Raw genomic sequence first — 16,920 nt, forward strand, 5'->3', positions numbered from 1 at the left:
TTCCACGGTCTGTGACCCAGCCGAAGCAGCCCGCCGCCCACGTCGACCGGGTCCTCTGCGTCCTGGCCCACCCCGACGACGTCGACTTCGGCAGCGCCGGCACCGTCGCCACCTGGACGGCGGCCGGCACCGAGGTCGTCTACTGCATCGTCACGAACGGCGACGCCGGCGGTTTCGACGACACCCCGCGGGAGCAGATGCCGCTGCTGCGCCAGGCCGAGCAGCGCGCGGCGGCCGCAGCGGTCGGCGTCACCGACGTCCGGTTCCTGGGCTACCCCGACGGCCGGCTGGAGCTGACCCTGGACCTGCGCCGCGACATCAGCCGGGTGATCCGCCAGGTCCGCCCGCAGCGGGTGCTGACGTCGTCCCCGGAGCGCATGTACGACCGCATCGGGGCCAGCCACCCCGACCACATGACGGCCGGGGAGTCCACGCTGCGCGCGGTCTACCCCGACGCACGCAACCCCTTCGCCCACCCGGAGCTGCTGGCGGAGGAGGGCCTGGAGGCCTGGACGGTGGACGAGGTGTGGCTGGGTGCCAGCCCGCGGGCCGACCACGCCGTCGACGTCACCGACGTGGTCGAGCAGAAGTTCGCCGCGCTGGAGTCCCACGTCACCCAGGTCGCGCACCAGCCCGAGGGCCAGCTGCGCCAGTTCGTCACCGGCTGGATGGCCCAGACCGCCCGCACCCACGGCCTTCCCGAGGGCCGGCTGGCCGAGGCCTTCCAGGTCGTGCACACCGCCTAGGCAGCACCGCTCAGAGCAGGCGGTTCGTCGCCGCCCAGCGGGTCAGCTCGTTGCGGTTGGACAGCTGCAGCTTGCGCAGCACGTTCGAGGCGTGCGACTCCACCGTCTTGACCGAGATGAACAGCCGCTGGCCGATCTCCCGGTAGGTGTAGCCCCGGGCCAGCAGCTGCATCACCTCGCGCTCGCGGGCCGAGAGCAGGTCCAGACCGGGGTCGACGTCGGGCTCGGGCGCGGGGGCGGCCGGTCCGGCGGCGAAGGCGTCCAGGACGAAGCCGGCCAGCCGCGGGGAGAAGACCACGTCGCCCTCGGCGACCCGGGCCACGGCGTCGCGCAGGTCCGGCCCGGAGATGGTCTTGGTGACGTACCCGCGGGCGCCGGCCCGGATGACGGCGATGACGTCCTCGGCGGCGTCGGACACCGACAGCGCCAGCCACCGGACGTCGGGCAGCTCCGGGCGCAGCTGCTCCAGGACCGCACGCCCTCCCCCGCCGGGCAGGTGCACGTCCAGCAGCACGACGTCGGGCCGGGTCTCGCGGACCCCGGCGACCGCACCGGCGACGTCGGCGGCCTCACCGACCACCTCGACGGCGTCGCCCAGTTCGGCGCGCACGCCGGACCGGACCATCGAGTGGTCGTCGACCAGGAAGACACGGGTCACGACGACGCTCCTCGCTCGCTGCGCGGCAGGGTAAGTTCCACCTCGGTGCCCTCCCCGGGGTCGGAGTGCACGACGGCGGTCCCGCCGACGCGCTGCAGGCGGCCGACCACGGAGTCCCGCAGGCCGCGCCGGTCCAGCGGCACCCGGGTCGGGTCGAACCCGGTCCCGCGGTCCCGGACGAACACGGTCACCGCCGACGCGGTGACCTCGGTGTAGAGCGCCACCTCGGTGGAGCCCGAGTGCTTGGCGGCGTTGACCACGGCCTCGCGGGCGGCCTGGCCCAGCGCGGCGACGGCGTCGTCCACCGGCAGGTCGCCGACGACGACCGGGTCGACGGTGACCACGTGGTCGGCCTCGACCTCGGCCACCAGCCGCTCCACCAGACCTGCCCAGGTGCCGCCGGTGGCGACCTGTGGGGCGTACAGCCAGCTGCGCAGCTCGCGTTCCTGGCTGCGGGCCAGCCGGGCCACTTGGGTGGGGTCGGCGGCGTGCCGCTGCACCAGCGCCAGCGTCTGCAGCACCGAGTCGTGCAGGTGGGCGGCGACCGCGGCGCGCTCCTCCGAGCGGATCCGGGCGGCCCGCTCCTCGGCGCGGGAGTCCAGCAGCCGGCGCCACAGCGGGGCGGTGGCCAGCCCGATGCCGACCAGCACCACCAGGGTCGCGGCGAAGCCGTTGCGGGCGTTGACCAGCTGCCCGGTGGTGGCCAGCAGCAGCACGACCCCACCCACGCCCAGCAGCACCCCGACGACCAGCCCCCAGCGGGCGGTGGAGCGGGCCAGGGTGCGCTCGGTGTCCAGCTGGTACCAGATGACCGCCAGCCCGACCCCGGCCAGCAGCAGCGGCACGAGGACGTCGCCGCGGCCCCAGCTGGACAGCCGGCTGGTCAGCACGACGGCCACGACGCCGAGGAGCACCACGCCGACCAGCTGCCGCCGGCTCGGCGCGTCCGCCGCGGGCGGCCGCTCGGAGTCCGCCGGGGCGGCCTTCATCGACAGCCACAGCAGGGCGTAGGCGATGACGCCGATGCCCCCGACCGCCAGCAGCCCGAAGGCGACCCGCACCAGCACCGGGTCCAGCCGCAGGTGGTCCGCGGTGCCGGCGGCCACCCCGCCGAGCAGCCGGCCCGAGCGCGGGCGCAGCAGCGGCGGCCGGGCCGGGAGGACGGCGGCGGCCGGCGGCAGCGTCGTCGTCCCCGGGTCGGTCACGTGATCATCGTGTCACCGGCGACGGCCGCGCCACACCCGGTGACACCCTGAGTCCACCCGGGGCAGGACCAGGGTGTCCCCCGGTTCCGCCGGGCGCCGCGGGCGCGCAGGGTCGGGACGTGTCCCTCCACGGTCTGGCCCTGGCGTTGTGGTCCGCGCCCGCCGGACCGGCGCCGCTGGCCCGCTTCGCCGCCTCCGGTGGCACCGCCACGCTGGTGCAGTCCGCGGTGTTCCTGCTCGCCGGGGGCAGTCAGGCCGCGAACCTGCTCGCCACCGCGGTGGGGACCGTGCTGGCGAACGAGCTGCACCGCCGGGTCACCTTCCACGCCGGCGGCCGGACGACGTGGTGGCGGGCGCAGTGGACCGGTGGCGGGGTGGCCCTGGTCGGCCTGGCCGCCAGCAGCTCGGCCCTGGCCCTGTGGGAGACCTGGGCCCCGGGCGCGTCGGCCGCGGCCGCACTCGCGGTGCTGCTGGGGGTCACGACGGCCGTGGGGCTGGCCCGGTTCCTGGTGCTGCGCCGGGTGCTGTCCCCCACCCCGACCCGCGCCTGACCACCGGGAGAGACCAGGGTCGGGTCCGGGGGTTCCCCGATGGTGCGGGGCCCCCTCCCGTCGGCAGGCTGGTCCCCATGACGAGCACCGCCCCCCCGCTGCCCCCCGCACCCGAGGCCCCCGCCGCTCCCCCGCCGCCGCCCGGCGCGGACGGGCTGCGGCCCCCGCTCCGTCGCAGCCGCACCGACAAGGTGCTCGGCGGCGTCAGCGGCGGGCTGGCCGAGTACACCGGCATCGACGCGCTGCTGTGGCGGGTCGGGTTCATCGCGCTGGTCTTCGCCGGCGGCACCGGCGTGCTGGTGTACCTGCTGCTGTGGGTGCTCATGCCGCGCCGCCGCGACACCGACGGTGTGGCCCCGGTGCGGGTGGAGACCGGACCGCCCGAGCCGCGCTCACCCGTCCCGGGCATCACCGTGGCGGTGCTCCTCATCGTCGTGGGGATCATGGCCCTGGTCGCCCGCACGACGGCCTGGTCGCCCGACGCGACGCCGTTCCTGGCGGCCGCGCTGATCGTCGTCGGCGTCGGCCTGGGCGTCGGGGCGTTCGTCTCCGGCCGCAGTGCCCGCGGGCCGCTCATCGCCCTGGGCGTGCTGCTGTCCTTCTCCCTGCTGGTCAGCTCGGCCACCGACGGCGGCTTCCGGTCCGACGCCGGCCGCGGCGGGGTGGGCGACCGCGTCGAGACCCCGCTGACCGTCGACGACGTCCAGGACCGCTACCAGTCCGGGGTCGGGGACTACACCCTGGACCTGAGCGCGATCGACCTCAGCGACCTGGACGGCCCGATCCGCACCCGGGTCGACGCCGGTGTCGGTGACGTCGACGTGGTGCTGCCCACCTCGGCCGACGTCGAGGTCACCGTCTCCAACGGGCTGGGTGACGCCGACGTCTTCGGCCGGAGCTCCAGCGGCGGCACCTACGCCGGCCGTGGGTCGCAGCCGTGGACCGGCGACGACACCCCGGAGATCGTGCTCACCGTCGAGGCCGGCATCGGCGACGTGACGGTGTCCCGTGGCTGACCCGACCGACCGGCCGACCGCCGTCCCCCCGCAGGACCACCCCGCCGATCCTCAGGAGACCGCCGTGCACCCCACCGCCGAGCACCCCACCGCCGAGCACCCCACCACCGAGCACCCCACCACCGTGCTGCCGACCTACGAGGCACCGACGTACGGGCAGCCCACCGCGGAGCGGTCCGGCCCCGGGCGGCCCGGCCCCGGGCACCCCGTTCCCGAGCACCCCACCGGGATCCCGCAGCCGCAGTACGCCGGCTGGCACGACACGGCGGTGCTGCCCGGGGCACCCGAGGTCACGGCCACCGCACCCGGACGCCGGTCCCCCGACGTCGTCGCCCTGGTCGCCGGTGCGCTCTTCGTGCTGATCGCCGTCCTCGGGCTGATCGGGACGTCGCTGCCGGGCTGGGTGTTCGGCGGCGGCCTGGTGGCCGCGGTGCTGGTCGCGATCGGCGCCGTCCTGCTGGTCACCGAGCTCCGCCGCCTCCGCCGCTGACCCCCCGGACACAGCCGTCCTCCCCCCGCGCTGCGGAGGGAGGACGGCTGCATGGTCACGAGGCGGCGGGCTGGAACGGCCCGGCTGCAGGGGCCCAGGGCGTGCGGAGCGCGTCCTGGGGGGCAGCCGGGTCCTTCAACTCACTCCCACTCGATGGTGCCCGGGGGCTTGCTGGTCACGTCCAGCACCACCCGGTTGACCTCGGCCACCTCGTTGGTGATCCGGGTCGAGATCCTCGCCAGCACGTCGTAGGGCAGCCGGGTCCAGTCCGCGGTCATCGCGTCCTCGCTGGAGACCGGGCGCAGCACGACCGGGTGGCCGTAGGTGCGGCCGTCGCCCTGCACACCGACGGAGCGGACGTCGGCGAGCAGCACCACGGGGCACTGCCAGATCTCCCGGTCCAACCCGGCCGCGGACAGCTCGGCCCGAGCGATGGCGTCGGCCTTGCGCAGGACGTCCAGCCGCTCCGCGGTCACCTCACCGACGATCCGGATGCCCAGCCCGGGGCCCGGGAAGGGCTGGCGCCAGACCATCGACTCGGGCAGCCCGAGCTGGACGCCGACCTCGCGGACCTCGTCCTTGAACAGCGTGCGCAGCGGCTCCACCAGGGAGAACTGCAGGTCCTCGGGGAGCCCGCCCACGTTGTGGTGGCTCTTGATGTTCGCGGTGCCGGTGCCGCCGCCGGACTCCACGACGTCGGGGTAGAGCGTGCCCTGCACCAGGAAGTCCACGGTCTCGCCGTGCGCCGAGGCGTCGGCGACGACGTCGGTGGCGGCCTGCTCGAAGACCCGGATGAACTCCCGCCCGATGGTCTTGCGCTTCTGCTCGGGGTCGCTGATCCCGGCGAGCGCGCCGAGGAACTGCTCGCGGGCGTCGACCACCCGCAGGTCGACCCCGGTGATGGCGACGAAGTCCCGCTCGATCTGCTCGGTCTCGCCCTCGCGCATCAGCCCGTGGTCGACGTAGACGCAGGTCAGCCGGTCGCCGATGGCGCGCTGCACGAGGGCCGCGGCCACCGCGGAGTCCACGCCGCCCGACAGTGCGCACAGGGCGCGCTTGTCGCCGATCTGGGCGCGGATCGCCTCGACCTGCTCCTCGACGACGTTGGCCATCGTCCAGGTCTTCTCCAGGCCGGCGATGTCGAACAGGAAGTGCTCGAGGACGGTCTGCCCGTGCGCGGTGTGCCGGACCTCGGGGTGGAACTGGACGCCGGCGAGCTTGCGGTCGACGTCCTCGAAGGCCGCGACGGGGGCACCGGTGGAGGTGGCGGTGACGGTGAACCCGGGCGGAGCCGCCGAGACGGCGTCCCCGTGGCTCATCCACACCGACTGCTCCAGCGGGGTCTCCCCGAACAGCCGGTTGGCGGTGGTGACGGTCAGCGGGGTGCCGCCGTACTCCCGGTCGCCGGTGTGCGCGACGGTGCCACCGAGGGACTGGGCCATGGCCTGGAAGCCGTAGCAGATGCCGAACGCCGGGACTCCGGCCTCGAAGAGCGCCGGGTCGACCTGCGGGGCACCGTCGGCGTAGACCGACGACGGGCCGCCGGACAGCACGATGGCGGCCGGCTTGCGGGCCAGCACCTCCGCGACCGGGACGTCGGAGCCGACCAGCTCGGAGTACACCCCGGCCTCACGGATCCGGCGGGCGATGAGCTGGGCGTACTGCGCGCCGAAGTCGACGACGAGCACCGTGGGGAAGTCCATGCTCAGCCCCCGATGACCAGGTCGACCCGCTGGAACTCCTTGAGGTCCCGGTAGCCGGTCTTGGCCATGGTGCGGGCCAGCGCGCCGAACAGGTTGGTGCGGCCGTCGGAGTCCAGCGCCGGGCCGTGGAGCACCTGCTCCAGCGGCACGGTCGCCGTCACCGGCGCGGACACCTCGCCGCGCGGCAGCCGCGGGTGCGCCGCGACCGAGTCCCACCAGGCACCGCCGGCCGGGGCCTCGGCGGCCGAGCGCAGCGGCTCACCCAGCTGCACGGCGTCCGCACCGCAGGCCAGGGCCCGCGCGATGGCGCCGGAGGTCTCGATCCGGCCGTTGGCGATGACGTGCACGTAGCGGCCACCGGTCTCGTCCAGGTAGTCCCGGCGGGCCGCGGCGGCGTCGGCGATGGCGGTGGCCAGCGGCACCCGCACGCCCATGACGGCGTCACCGGTGGAGGCCGAGTCCGCACCGATGCCGACGATGACGCCGGCGGCGCCGGTGCGCATCAGGTGCAGCGTGGTCTGGTAGTCCGCGGCCCCGCCGACGATCACCGGGACGTCGAGGTCGGCGATGAACTCCTTGAGGTTGAGCGAGTCACCGGTGGTGGTGACGTGCTCGGCGGAGACGATCGTGCCCTGGATGACCAGCAGGTCGACCCCGCCGGCCAGCACCGCGGGCGCCAGCGCCTCGGTGTGCTGCGGGCTGATCCGCACCGCAGAGGTCACCCCGGAGTCGCGCAGCTCCTTGACCCGGGAGGTGACCAGGTCCGGCTTCACCGGCTCGCTGTAGAGCTGCTGCAGCAGCGCCACCGACGACGTCCCCGACGCCGCCGCCTCGCGCAGCTGGCGGTAGACGTCGGTCGGGTCGTCGTAGCGGGTCCACAGGCCCTCGGCGTTGAGCACGCCCAGCCCGCCGGCCCGCCCGACCCCGACCGCGGTGGCCGGGCTCATGACGGCGTCCGAGGCGCTGGCGACCAGCGGGATCTCGAAGCGGAAGGCGTCGATCTGCCAGGCCGTCGAGACGTCGTCGACGTCCCGGGTGCGGCGGCTGGGGACGATGGAGACCTCGTCGAGGTCGTAGCCACGGCGGGCGAAGCGGTTCAGCCCGATCTCGACGTTGTCACGCACAGGCACAGGGGGTCACCGGGTCCGGTTCTGGGGGGCGGGCGGGGTGGGGCGGGTCGAGCGGCTCATCGGGCCCGGTAGTTCGGGGCCTCGACGGTCATCTGGATGTCGTGCGGGTGGCTCTCGGTGAGGCCGGCCGCGGTGATCCGGGTCAGCTGGCCCTTCTCCTGCAGCTCGGCCACGGTCGCGGCACCCGCGTAGCCCATGGCCGCGCGGAGACCGCCGACGAGCTGGTGAGCCACACCGGACAGCAGGCCGCGGTAGGGCACCTGGCCCTCGATGCCCTCGGGGACGAGCTTGTCATCGGAGAGGACGTCGTCGGCGAAGTAGCGGTCCCGGCTGAAGGACTGGCCGCCACCGCGCTTCTGCATGGCCCCCAGGGAGCCCATGCCGCGGTAGGACTTGTACTGCTTGCCGTTCATGAAGACCAGGTCGCCGGGGGCCTCCTCGACGCCGGCGAACAGGCTCCCCAGCATCACGGTGTCGGCACCGGCCACCAGGGCCTTGGCGATGTCACCGGAGTACTGCAGGCCGCCGTCGGCGATGACCGGGATGCCGGCCGGGCGGCAGGCCAGCGAGGCCTCGTAGACCGCGGTGACCTGCGGGACGCCGACGCCGGCGACCACGCGGGTGGTGCAGATCGAGCCCGGGCCGACGCCGACCTTCACGCCGTCCACACCCGCGTCGACCAGGGCCTGCGCCCCGGCCCGGGTCGCGACGTTGCCGCCGACGACCTGGACGCCGAAGTCCTTCTTGACCCGGGCGACCATCTCCAGCACCGCGCGCTGGTGGCCGTGGGCGGTGTCGACGACGAGCAGGTCGACACCGGCGTCCACGAGCAGGCCGGCGCGCTTGTAGGCGTCCTCGCCCACGCCCAGGGCGGCCCCCACGACGAGCCGGGCGTCGGCGTCCTTGGTGGAGTGGGGGTACTGGTCGCGCTTGACGAAGTCCTTGACGGTGATCAGCCCGCGCAGCCGGCCGGCCTCGTCGATCAGCGGCAGCTTCTCGATCTTGTGCTGGCGCAGCAGGCCCAGGGCGGTCTCGCCGTCGACCCCGACGGGGGCGGTGACCAGCGGCAACGGGGTCATCACGTCGCGGACCAGGCGGTGCTGGTCGGTCTCGAAGCGCATGTCCCGGTTGGTGACCATGCCGACGAGCACGCCGTCGGCGTCGACCACGGGGGCCCCGGAGATGCGGTAGCGGCCCGAGAGGGCGTCGACCTCGGCGAGGGTGTTGTCCGGGGAGCAGGTCACCGGGTTGGTGATCATCCCGGACTCCGAGCGCTTGACCAGGTCGACCTGGCCGGCCTGCTCCTCGGCGGCCAGGTTGCGGTGCAGGATGCCCACGCCACCGGCCCGGGCCATGGCGATGGCCATCCGGGCCTCGGTGACGGTGTCCATGGCGCTGGAGACCAGCGGGATGGACAGCCGGATGCCGGTGGTCAGCCGCGAGGACGTGTCGACCTCGGCGGGGACGACGTCGGAGGCCCCCGGGACGAGCAGCACGTCGTCGTAGGTCAGGCCCAGCGGGGCGAACTTGGCCGGGAGCTCGGGGACCGTGGCTTCGGGCTGCATGCGTGCCGCCACCTCTCGTGTAGTGGTGCGGCGCCGGGGGCGCCCGACGGTGGAGCGCCGGGGTCGGCGCGCGAGGACCGCCCCCGATCGTAGGCTGCCAGGCCCGTCACACCCCCAGGCCGCCTACGCTGACCCCGTGACCTCGTGGGACGACGCGTTCGGGACCGACGGCGCCGGTGACTCACCGGCCCCTCCCCCGCTGACGATGGAGGAGCGCGCCGGGGTCCTCGACGACCTGGCGGAGCTGGAGGTCTTCCGCACGCTTCTGGAGCCCACCGGGGTCAAGGGCATCGTCGTGGACTGCCCGGACTGCGACGAGGAGCACCACGTCGACTGGGCGCTGATGCAGGCCAACCTGCGGCAGCTGCTGGACGAGGGTCAGACCGGCCGGCACGAGCCGCCCTTCGACCCCGACCCCGACGACTACGTCAGCTGGGACTACGCCAGCGGGTACGCCGACGGCGTGGCCGCCCGCGCCGAGGCCGAGGAGCCCCGCGAGGGCCGCACGCCGGGCCGGCACGCCCGCGAGGACTGACTCAGCTCATCATCCCCCGGCGGAAGCCGGTGGCGACGGCCTCGGCGCGGTCCTTGGCGCCGAGCTTGCGGAACAGCCGGCGCGCGTGGGTCTTGATGGTGTCCTCGGACAGGTAGAGCTCGCGGCCGATCTGGGCGTTGGACTTGCCCTGGCTCATGCCGGTGAGCACCTGCATCTCCCGGACCGACAGCGAGACCGCGGGGACGTCGACCCGGACCGCGGCCCGGACGGTGGTGGGGCCGGCGCCGGCGAGCGCGCTGGAACCCGACCAGGAGGCCGGCGCCGAGGAGGCGCCCACGGTGGACAACGGGCCGGCGTGCGGGGGGCGCAGGGGCTCGGCGCGCAGTCCGGCCCGGGAGACGCCCAGGCCCATCTCCACGGGCGAGGCGTCCCAGCGCAGGTAGCCGCGTGCCCCGAAGGCGACGGCGGCGCGGACGGTCTCGGCGTCGTCGGGGGCGCCCAGCACCAGCACCGACAGGCCCGGGTGGGAGCGCAGCACCTGGGTGGCGACGGCGAGGCCGTTGTCGGTGGCCCGCTGGGTGCCGACCAGCAGCACGTCGGGCTGGCGGGTGGCCAGTCGGGCCAGCAGCGAGGCGGGGTCGCCGACGGCCTCCACCCGGCCCACGAAGGGCAGGGCGACCAGCCGGGAGGCGACGTCGTCGCGGACGCGGCGGCGCTCGTCGAACACCCACACGACCGATCCGCCCGAGGAGGGCGCTGCCGCCCCGCCGTTGACGCCGGTCCGGGTCCTGTCCTCGATCACTGAGTACCTCCGTCGATGCACCGGCCACCCGGGGGTGGGCCGGCGGGGTGCCGGTGGCCGGGTGTCGCCCGACCGTGGCCGCACCGACCGGGGGGTCCCGGACGGCGGCGCCCCGGGACCACCCGCACGTGTCCGGCGGGGTGTCGCGGTGTCGCCCACCCAGGTGGTCGGCAGGGCCGGACACCACCTTGATCCACTCGACCGGGCGAGGACAGGGGATGTCACTCAGCGGGGTGAGACCGACACGGATGGTGGGCCCGCGCTGGTGGGGCGCCTACCAGGTGCGACCGACGGCGGGTCCGGTGGGTGGTCATCGCACACACCCGGGGTGCCCGCAACAGAAAGACCGGGTCTGGTGCGTTTGCGGGTGATCAACGTGGGACATACCCGGGTTGCGGCCGGGCAGCACCCCCGGCCGACCGAGTTGAGGAGGACCCCCCATGGCCGACATCCGCCGCCTGCCCACGCCCGTCGCCGAGGTCTGGGACTGGCAACTGCACGGCGCCTGCCGTGGTGAGTCCACGTCGCTGTTCTTCCACCCCGACGGTGAGCGCGGCCCGGCCCGCGCCCGTCGCCAGGCCGCCGCCAAGGCCGTCTGCGGCACCTGCCCGGTCGTCGAGGCCTGCCTCAAGCACGCCCTCTCCGTCCGCGAGCCCTACGGCGTCTGGGGGGGCATGAGCGAGGAGGAGCGCACCCGGCTCATCGCCGCCGAGCCCGCCCCCGTCGCCGCGGGCGTCTGAGCTCCCACTCCCCCCGCACCACCCCGGGACCCACGGGTCCCCCACGAACCCCCAGAGGGCCGGTCGACCACGGATGGTCGACCGGCCCTCTCGGCGTTCTTGGTGACGTGCTGGAACGGCCCCCTCGCAGGGCCCCGGGGTGCGCGCGGAGCGTGCACCCCGGGGGGCGAGGGGGTCCTTCTTCAGTGGCTGTGCCCGTGCCCGCCGCCGTGGCCGTGGGTGTGGTGCCCACCGCCGGCGTGCTCGTGGCTGTCCTCGGGCGCCTCGACGACCGCGGAGTCGGTCGTCAGGATCATCGCGGCGATCGAGGCCGCGTGGCCCAGGGCTGCCTTGGTGACCTTGACCGGGTCGATGACGCCCTCGGCCGCGAGGTCGCCGTAGACGCCGGTGGCGGCGTTGAAGCCGTTGCCGACGCCCAGCTCGCGGACCCGGCCGACGACGACCGCACCCTCGAAGCCGGCGTTGGAGGCGATCTGGGTCAGCGGGGCGTCCAGCGCCTTGCGGACCGACCGGGCACCGGTGAGCTCGTCGCCCTCCAGGGTCAGCGCGTCGACGGCGGTGGCGGCGTGCACCAGCGCGGAGCCACCACCGGGGACGACGCCCTCCTCGACCGCGGCGCGGGTCGCGGCGATCGCGTCCTCGATGCGGTGCTTCTTCTCCTTCATCTCGACCTCGGTCGCCGCCCCGACGCGGATGACGCCGATGCCGCCGGCCAGCTTGGCCAGCCGCTCCTGCAGCTTCTCGCGGTCCCAGTCGGAGTCGGTGTCCTCGATCTCGCGGCGGATCTGGGCGACCCGGTCGGAGACGGCGGTGGGCTGGCCGCCACCGTCGACCAGGACGGTGTCGTCCTTGGTGACGGTGATCCGGCGGGCGGTGCCCAGCACCTCGAGGCCGACCTCGGAGAGCTTGAGGCCGACGTCCTCGCTGACGACCTGGCCGCCGGTGACGATGGCGAGGTCCTGCATGAAGGCCTTGCGGCGGTCACCGAAGAACGGGGACTTCACCGCGACGACCTTGATGGTCTTGCGGATGGAGTTGACGACCAGGGTCGACAGCGCCTCCCCCTCGACGTCCTCGGCCACGATGAGCAGCGGGCGGGCGCCCGAGCCCAGCACCTTCTCCAGCAGCGGGAGCAGGTCGGGCAGCGAGCTGACCTTTCCGGCCACCAGGAGCAGCAGGGCGTCGTCGAGGACGGCCTCCATGGACTCCTGGTCGGTGACGAAGTACGGGGACAGGTAGCCCTTGTCGAAGGCCAGGCCCTCGGTGACGACCAGCTCGGTGTCCAGGGTGTTGGACTCCTCGACGGTGATGACGCCGTCCTTGCCGACCTTCTCCATGGCCTCGCCGATCAGGTCGCCGATGACGGCGTCCTGGGCGGAGATGGTGGCGACACCAGAGATGGCGCGGCGGTCGTCGACGGGGATGGCGACGGCGTCCAGGGCGGCCTGCACGGCGGCGACGGCGGCGTGGATGCCGCGGCCCAGGGCCGTGGGGTTGGCGCCGGCGGCGACGTTGCGCAGGCCCTCGTGCACGAGGGCCTGGGCCAGCACGGTCGCGGTGGTGGTGCCGTCACCGGCGACGTCGTTGGTCTTGGTGGCGACGTTCTTGGCCAGCTGCGCGCCGAGGTTCTCGAAGGGGTCCTCGAGGTCGACCTCACGGGCGATGGTCACGCCGTCGTTGGTGATGGTGGGGGCACCGAACTTCTTGTCGATGACCACGTTGCGGCCGCGGGGGCCGAGGGTCACGCGGACGGCGTCGGCCAGCTTGTCGACGCCGCGCTCGAGGCCGCGACGGGCGTCCTCGTCGAACCGGATGATCTTGGGCATGGGGACCTCTCGATCGGGGGGTGGCTTGGGGGTCACGCAGACCGCCCCGGGACCCGGTGGTGCTCGGGTCGCCCGGGGCGGTCGGTGGTGCGGCTCGCGGTGGTGCTGCTCGCGGGAGTGCTGCGCGCGTGGTGCTGGGTGTCGCGGTGGTGCTGTGCCCCGGGGGGCTCAGCTCACTTGACGACGACGGCCAGCAGGTCGCGGGCGGAGAGCACGAGGTAGTCCTCGCCGGCGTAGCGCACCTCGGTGCCGCCGTACTTCGAGTAGACGACGACGTCGCCCACGTTGACGTCCAGGGGGACGCGGTTGCCGTTGTCGTCGATGCGGCCGGGGCCCACGGCGATGACGGTGCCCTCCTGGGGCTTCTCCTTGGCGGTGTCCGGGATGACCAGACCGGAGGCGGTGGTGGTCTCGGCCTCGTTGGCCTGGACCACGACACGGTCCTCGAGCGGCTTGATGCTGACCTTGGTGGCGGTGGTCACGTCGTGACTCCCCCTTCAGTTCGTCGAGCAGGGCGTGATGGGGTGGTGCTGGTCGAGCTGATGCTGTGGCACGGGGTCGACGCACCTGCCGTCGCGGGGGTCAGGCACGACCCGTGTCGATTGGCACTCTACCCATCCGAGTGCCAGCCGCCAACACCGGTCGGAGCCGGGCCCGGCCGGTGGGCGAGGCTGTCGGGGTGGCAGAGGACCAGACCGCCGAGACGCTCCGTCAGCTCCGGGCCCTGGCGACGCCCGCGGGGGCGGCCGCACTGGCCCGGGCCGGCGAGCTGCTGGCCGCCCGCACCGACGTGGTCACCGCGCTGTCCCGGTTGCGCGCGGAGTTCGGCCCCGAGGTCGGTGGCCCCGCCTGGGGCGTGGCCCGCCAGCGGGAGAGGGCACGGCCCGCGTTCGGCGCCGACACCGACCGGCTGCTGTTCACCGGGGACACCCTGGAGCAGGCCGGCCGCCCGGAGCTGGCCGCCCGCCGGGCCGCCCGGCTGCTGGCCGGCGGTGCCACCTCGGTCGCCGACCTGGGGTGCGCCTCGGGCACCGACACCGTCGCGCTGGCCCGGGCCGGCGCCCGGGTGACCGCCGTCGACCGGGACCCGGTGGCCCGCGAGCTGACGGCGCTGAACACCGCGGCGCTGGGCCTGGGCGGGGTCACCGTCACCGACGCCGACGTGGTCGACCTGGTCGCGGACGCCGCCGACGGGCGGGTCGCCGGGTGCGAGGCCGCCGTGCTGGACCCCGCGCGGCGGGCCGGCGGTCGCCGGGTGCTGGACCCCGACGGCTGGTCCCCGCCCTGGTCGACGGTCACCGCGCTGCTGGAGCGCGTGCCGGCCTGCGTGGTGAAGGTGGCGCCCGGACTGGACCACGACCGGGTGCCGGCCGGGATCGAGGCCGAGTGGGTGTCGGTCGGCGGGTCGATCGTCGAGGCGCTGTTGTGGGGCCACGGCCCGTCGCAGACCTGGCGGCGGGCCACCCTGCTGCGCGCCGGCGTCCGGCACGAGCTCACCGCCGACGCCGACCCCGGCCGGGCACCGGTCGCGGCCCCCAGGGAGTGGCTGCACGAGCCCGACCCCGCCGTCATCCGGTCCGGGCTGGTCGCCACCGTCGCCGCGCAGCTCGGGGCCACGCTCGTCGACGAGCAGATCGCCTACCTGACCTCCGACGCCCCGGCCGACTCCCCGTGGGTCAGCTCCTACCGGGTCACCGACGTGCTGCCCTTCGCCGTCAAGCGGGTCAGGGCGCTGCTGCGCGAGCGCGGCATCGGCAGCGTGACGGTGAAGAAGCGCGGCTCCGCGGTCGAGCCGGAGGCGCTGGTCAAGCAGCTGCGCGGCAAGGGCGACGGGCACGCGGTCGTCGTCGTCACCCGGGTGCTCGACGTCCCGACCGTGCTGCTGTGCGAGCCCCTCAGACCGAGACCGTCGTGACCTGCAGGGAGCTGTCCGCGCCCAGGTCCGGCGCCGAGGGCGCCACCCCGGCCTCGACCAGCCGCGAGCCCAGCGCCGCGACCATCGCGCCGTTGTCGGTGCACAACCGGGGGCTGGGCACCCGCAGCACGATGCCCGCGGCGTCGCAGCGCTCCTGGGCCAGCGCGCGCAGTCGGCTGTTGGCCGCCACTCCCCCGCCGATCACCAGGTGGTCGACCCCGTGGTCCCGGCAGGAGCGGACCGCCTTGGCGGTCAGCACGTCCACGACGGCCTCCTGGAACGCCGCGGCGACGTCGGCCACCGGCACCGGCTCCCCGGCCCGCTCCCGGGCCTCGACCCAGCGCGCCACCGCCGTCTTCAGGCCGGAGAACGAGAAGTCGTAGGGGGCGTCCCGGGGGCCGGTGAGCCCGCGCGGGAACGCGATGGACCGGGGGTCGCCGTCGCGGGCGGCCCGGTCGATGGGCGGACCGCCCGGGAAGGGCAGGCCCAGCACCCGGGCGACCTTGTCGAAGGCCTCCCCCGCGGCGTCGTCGACGGTCTGGCCCAGGGGCTGCACGTCCTGGGCCAGGTCGGGCACCAGCAGCAGCGAGCTGTGCCCGCCCGACACCAGCATCGCGATGCTGGGCTCGGCGAGGCGCCCGTGTTCCAGCTCGTCGACGGCGACGTGCGCGGCCAGGTGGTTGACCCCGTACAGCGGCACGTCGAGGGCCAGCGCGTACGCCTTGGCCGCGGCGACGCCGACCAGCAGCGCGCCGGTGAGCCCCGGGCCGCTGGTGACGGCCACCGCGTCGACGTCGGCGAACCCGACGCCGGCCTCGGCGAGCGCCGCGTGCACGGTGGGGACCATGGCCTCCAGGTGTGCCCGGGAGGCGATCTCGGGGATGACCCCGCCGAAGCGCTCGTGCTCGGCCATGGACGTGGCCAGCGCGTCCGAGAGCAGGGTCTGGCCCCGGACCAGGCCGATGCCGGTCTCGTCGCAGCTGGTCTCGAAGCCGAGCACCAGCGGCCGGCTGTCAGCCACGCTTCATCACCACCGCGTCCTCGCCGCTGTTGGGGTAGTAGCCCGGGCGCACCCCGATGGGCACGAACCCGCGCCGGGCGTAGAGGCCCTGGGTGGCCTCGTCGGTGGCCCGGACCTCCAGCAGCACCACCGGGCTGCGGGTGTCGGCCTCGGCCAGCAGCGCGTCCAGCAGCCGGCCGCCGATCCCCTGGCCCTGGCGTGCACCGGTGACCCCGATCGTGGCGACGTGGGCCTCGTCGGGGTAGGCGATGAGCCCGGCGTAGCCGACCAGCTCCTCGCCGTCGACGGCCACGGTGTAGCTGCGGGTGTCGGTCATCGACAGCTCCTCCAGGTACATCGCCCGGGTCCAGGTGTCGGGGGCGAAGAGCTCCTCCTCCAGCCGCATGACGGCGGTGAGGTCCTCCCGGGTCATCGCGCGCAGCTCGATCACCGGGTCACCGGCTTGCGGACGACGTTGGGCACCGCGTCGGGGCGGCGCAGGTACAGCGGCACCAGCGGCGCCGCCGGGTGTGCCAGCAGCGGCGCGGCCGTGCGCAGCAGCCCCGCGGTGTCCACGTCGGCCGGGGTGACGTCGCGCCCGAGCCGCTCGGCGAACCGGACGTCGCCCACGACCGGCAGGTCGGGCAGCTCGACGACCTCGGGCCGGCCGACGGAGGGCCCGGTGAGCGGTGCGCCGTCGGCGTCGTAGGCGCGCCAGTGCACCTCCTTGCGCCGGGCGTCGGTGACGACGACCCGGGCACCGGAGCCGACCGCGTCCAGCGAGCACACGCCGTGCACCGGCAGCCCGCGGGCGTCCCCGAGCGCCGCGGCGGTCACGATCCCGACCCGCAGGCCGGTGTAGGGGCCCGGGCCCAGCCCGACGACCAGCGCCCCGACGTCGGCCAGGGTGACCCCGGCCCGGGCGAGGACGGCGGTGACGGTGGGGCTCAGCAGCTCGGCGTGCCGGGTGCCCGAGGCCTCGGCGGCCTCGGCCAGCACCCGGCCACCGGGGCCCGGCTCGCCGACGCCGACCACCAGGGTCGGGGTAGCGGTGTCGATCGCCAGGGTGAGCACGAC

General features: G+C 74.8%; 18 protein-coding genes. 7 read left to right on the forward strand and 11 right to left on the reverse strand.

Annotated features, from left to right (window positions below; all coding sequences use genetic code 11):
- The first annotated feature begins 11 nt into the window (after window positions 1-11).
- Entirely contained in the window at window positions 12-746 is a 735-nt protein-coding gene (locus ASG41_RS02240) for a PIG-L deacetylase family protein (protein WP_056289047.1), read from the forward strand.
- A gap of 10 nt (window positions 747-756) precedes the next feature.
- Here the strand turns inward: ASG41_RS02240 and ASG41_RS02245 are convergent, their stop codons facing one another.
- Window positions 757-1,404 (reverse strand): response regulator transcription factor, encoded by a 648-nt coding sequence (locus ASG41_RS02245; protein WP_082556468.1) that lies wholly within the window; start codon window positions 1,402-1,404, stop codon window positions 757-759.
- Window positions 1,401-2,609 carry an ATP-binding protein gene (locus tag ASG41_RS02250; protein ID WP_056289050.1) on the reverse strand — a complete coding sequence of 403 codons (1,209 nt, stop codon included), beginning with the start codon at window positions 2,607-2,609 and terminating at the stop codon, window positions 1,401-1,403. Before ASG41_RS02250 ends, ASG41_RS02245 begins: the two co-directional genes overlap by 4 nt.
- Window positions 2,610-2,728: 119 nt before the next feature.
- Between ASG41_RS02250 and ASG41_RS02255 the strand changes: the two genes are divergently transcribed.
- The 3 genes from ASG41_RS02255 (at window position 2,729) to ASG41_RS02265 (ending at window position 4,666) form a co-directional block, all read left to right on the forward strand.
- Window positions 2,729-3,160, forward strand: a complete 432-nt coding sequence (locus ASG41_RS02255) for a GtrA family protein (RefSeq protein ID WP_056289053.1) — start codon at window positions 2,729-2,731, stop codon at window positions 3,158-3,160.
- Window positions 3,161-3,237: 77 nt separating this feature from the next.
- Window positions 3,238-4,176, forward strand: a complete 939-nt coding sequence (locus ASG41_RS02260) for a PspC domain-containing protein (RefSeq protein ID WP_056289056.1) — start codon at window positions 3,238-3,240, stop codon at window positions 4,174-4,176.
- Window positions 4,169-4,666, forward strand: coding sequence for a phage holin family protein (locus ASG41_RS02265; protein WP_056289057.1), 498 nt, complete (start codon window positions 4,169-4,171; stop codon window positions 4,664-4,666). Before ASG41_RS02260 ends, ASG41_RS02265 begins: the two co-directional genes overlap by 8 nt.
- 140 nt (window positions 4,667-4,806) lie before the next feature.
- Here ASG41_RS02265 and guaA read toward each other — a convergent pair whose 3' ends face one another.
- The 3 genes from guaA to guaB form a co-directional block, all read right to left on the reverse strand.
- Window positions 4,807-6,369, reverse strand: a complete 1,563-nt coding sequence (gene guaA / locus ASG41_RS02270) for a glutamine-hydrolyzing GMP synthase (protein ID WP_056289061.1) — start codon at window positions 6,367-6,369, stop codon at window positions 4,807-4,809.
- A 2-nt stretch (window positions 6,370-6,371) separates the two neighbouring features.
- On the reverse strand, window positions 6,372-7,493 hold the full coding sequence (locus tag ASG41_RS02275) for a GuaB3 family IMP dehydrogenase-related protein (RefSeq protein WP_056289064.1): 1,122 nt from the start codon (window positions 7,491-7,493) through the stop codon (window positions 6,372-6,374).
- A 62-nt stretch (window positions 7,494-7,555) separates the two neighbouring features.
- Window positions 7,556-9,064: an IMP dehydrogenase gene (gene guaB / locus ASG41_RS02280; RefSeq protein ID WP_056289067.1), complete on the reverse strand. Its 1,509-nt coding sequence runs from the start codon at window positions 9,062-9,064 to the stop codon at window positions 7,556-7,558.
- A 136-nt stretch (window positions 9,065-9,200) separates the two neighbouring features.
- Here guaB and ASG41_RS02285 point away from each other — a divergent pair, with 136 nt between their 5' ends.
- A complete protein-coding gene (locus tag ASG41_RS02285; protein WP_056289070.1) occupies window positions 9,201-9,599 on the forward strand; it encodes a DUF5319 family protein in 399 nt (132 codons plus the stop codon).
- A gap of 1 nt (window position 9,600) precedes the next feature.
- On the opposite strand, the gene ASG41_RS02290 is transcribed toward ASG41_RS02285, so the two are convergent.
- The gene (locus ASG41_RS02290; RefSeq protein WP_056289073.1) at window positions 9,601-10,362 is read right to left on the reverse strand and encodes a response regulator transcription factor; all 762 of its coding nucleotides are present in this window, start codon (window positions 10,360-10,362) and stop codon (window positions 9,601-9,603) included.
- Between the two features lie 440 nt (window positions 10,363-10,802).
- Between ASG41_RS02290 and ASG41_RS02295 the strand changes: the two genes are divergently transcribed.
- On the forward strand, window positions 10,803-11,102 hold the full coding sequence (locus ASG41_RS02295) for a WhiB family transcriptional regulator (protein WP_056289076.1): 300 nt from the start codon (window positions 10,803-10,805) through the stop codon (window positions 11,100-11,102).
- A 182-nt stretch (window positions 11,103-11,284) separates the two neighbouring features.
- On the opposite strand, the gene groL is transcribed toward ASG41_RS02295, so the two are convergent.
- Both groL and groES read right to left on the reverse strand, forming a co-directional pair.
- Window positions 11,285-12,928, reverse strand: coding sequence for a chaperonin GroEL (groL, locus tag ASG41_RS02300; RefSeq protein WP_056289079.1), 1,644 nt, complete (start codon window positions 12,926-12,928; stop codon window positions 11,285-11,287).
- A 173-nt stretch (window positions 12,929-13,101) separates the two neighbouring features.
- A complete protein-coding gene (gene groES / locus ASG41_RS02305) occupies window positions 13,102-13,410 on the reverse strand; it encodes a co-chaperone GroES (protein ID WP_055764705.1) in 309 nt (102 codons plus the stop codon).
- 197 nt (window positions 13,411-13,607) lie between these two features.
- Here groES and ASG41_RS02310 point away from each other — a divergent pair, with 197 nt between their 5' ends.
- Window positions 13,608-14,843 carry a class I SAM-dependent methyltransferase gene (locus ASG41_RS02310; RefSeq protein WP_056290191.1) on the forward strand — a complete coding sequence of 412 codons (1,236 nt, stop codon included), beginning with the start codon at window positions 13,608-13,610 and terminating at the stop codon, window positions 14,841-14,843.
- Here ASG41_RS02310 and tsaD read toward each other — a convergent pair.
- The 3 genes from tsaD to tsaB are packed head-to-tail and all read right to left on the reverse strand — an operon-like array spanning window position 14,824 to window position 16,917.
- Entirely contained in the window at window positions 14,824-15,864 is a 1,041-nt protein-coding gene (gene tsaD, locus ASG41_RS02315; protein ID WP_056289081.1) for a tRNA (adenosine(37)-N6)-threonylcarbamoyltransferase complex transferase subunit TsaD, read from the reverse strand. The genes ASG41_RS02310 and tsaD overlap by 20 nt on opposite strands.
- On the reverse strand, window positions 15,857-16,294 hold the full coding sequence (gene rimI, locus ASG41_RS02320) for a ribosomal protein S18-alanine N-acetyltransferase (protein WP_235564378.1): 438 nt from the start codon (window positions 16,292-16,294) through the stop codon (window positions 15,857-15,859). Before rimI ends, tsaD begins: the two co-directional genes overlap by 8 nt.
- The gene (gene tsaB / locus ASG41_RS02325; protein WP_056289085.1) at window positions 16,291-16,917 is read right to left on the reverse strand and encodes a tRNA (adenosine(37)-N6)-threonylcarbamoyltransferase complex dimerization subunit type 1 TsaB; all 627 of its coding nucleotides are present in this window, start codon (window positions 16,915-16,917) and stop codon (window positions 16,291-16,293) included. The genes rimI and tsaB overlap by 4 nt, the downstream gene beginning before the upstream one ends.
- Between the last annotated feature and the right edge of the window lie 3 nt (window positions 16,918-16,920).

The organism is Modestobacter sp. Leaf380, from assembly GCF_001424485.1.
In the GTDB taxonomy this organism is placed as follows: Bacteria; Actinomycetota; Actinomycetes; order Mycobacteriales; family Geodermatophilaceae; genus Klenkia.

What these genes read in the sequence shown, in the direction of transcription:
- ASG41_RS02260 (WP_056289056.1), top strand. Translation starts at nt 3,238, where the DNA reads ATGACGAGCACCGCCCCCCCGCTGCCCCCCGCACCCGAGGCCCCCGCC.
- groL (WP_056289079.1), bottom strand. Translation starts at nt 12,928, where the DNA reads ATGCCCAAGATCATCCGGTTCGACGAGGACGCCCGTCGCGGCCTCGAG.
- guaA (WP_056289061.1), bottom strand. Translation starts at nt 6,369, where the DNA reads ATGGACTTCCCCACGGTGCTCGTCGTCGACTTCGGCGCGCAGTACGCC.
- ASG41_RS02295 (WP_056289076.1), top strand. Translation starts at nt 10,803, where the DNA reads ATGGCCGACATCCGCCGCCTGCCCACGCCCGTCGCCGAGGTCTGGGAC.
- guaB (WP_056289067.1), bottom strand. Translation starts at nt 9,064, where the DNA reads ATGCAGCCCGAAGCCACGGTCCCCGAGCTCCCGGCCAAGTTCGCCCCG.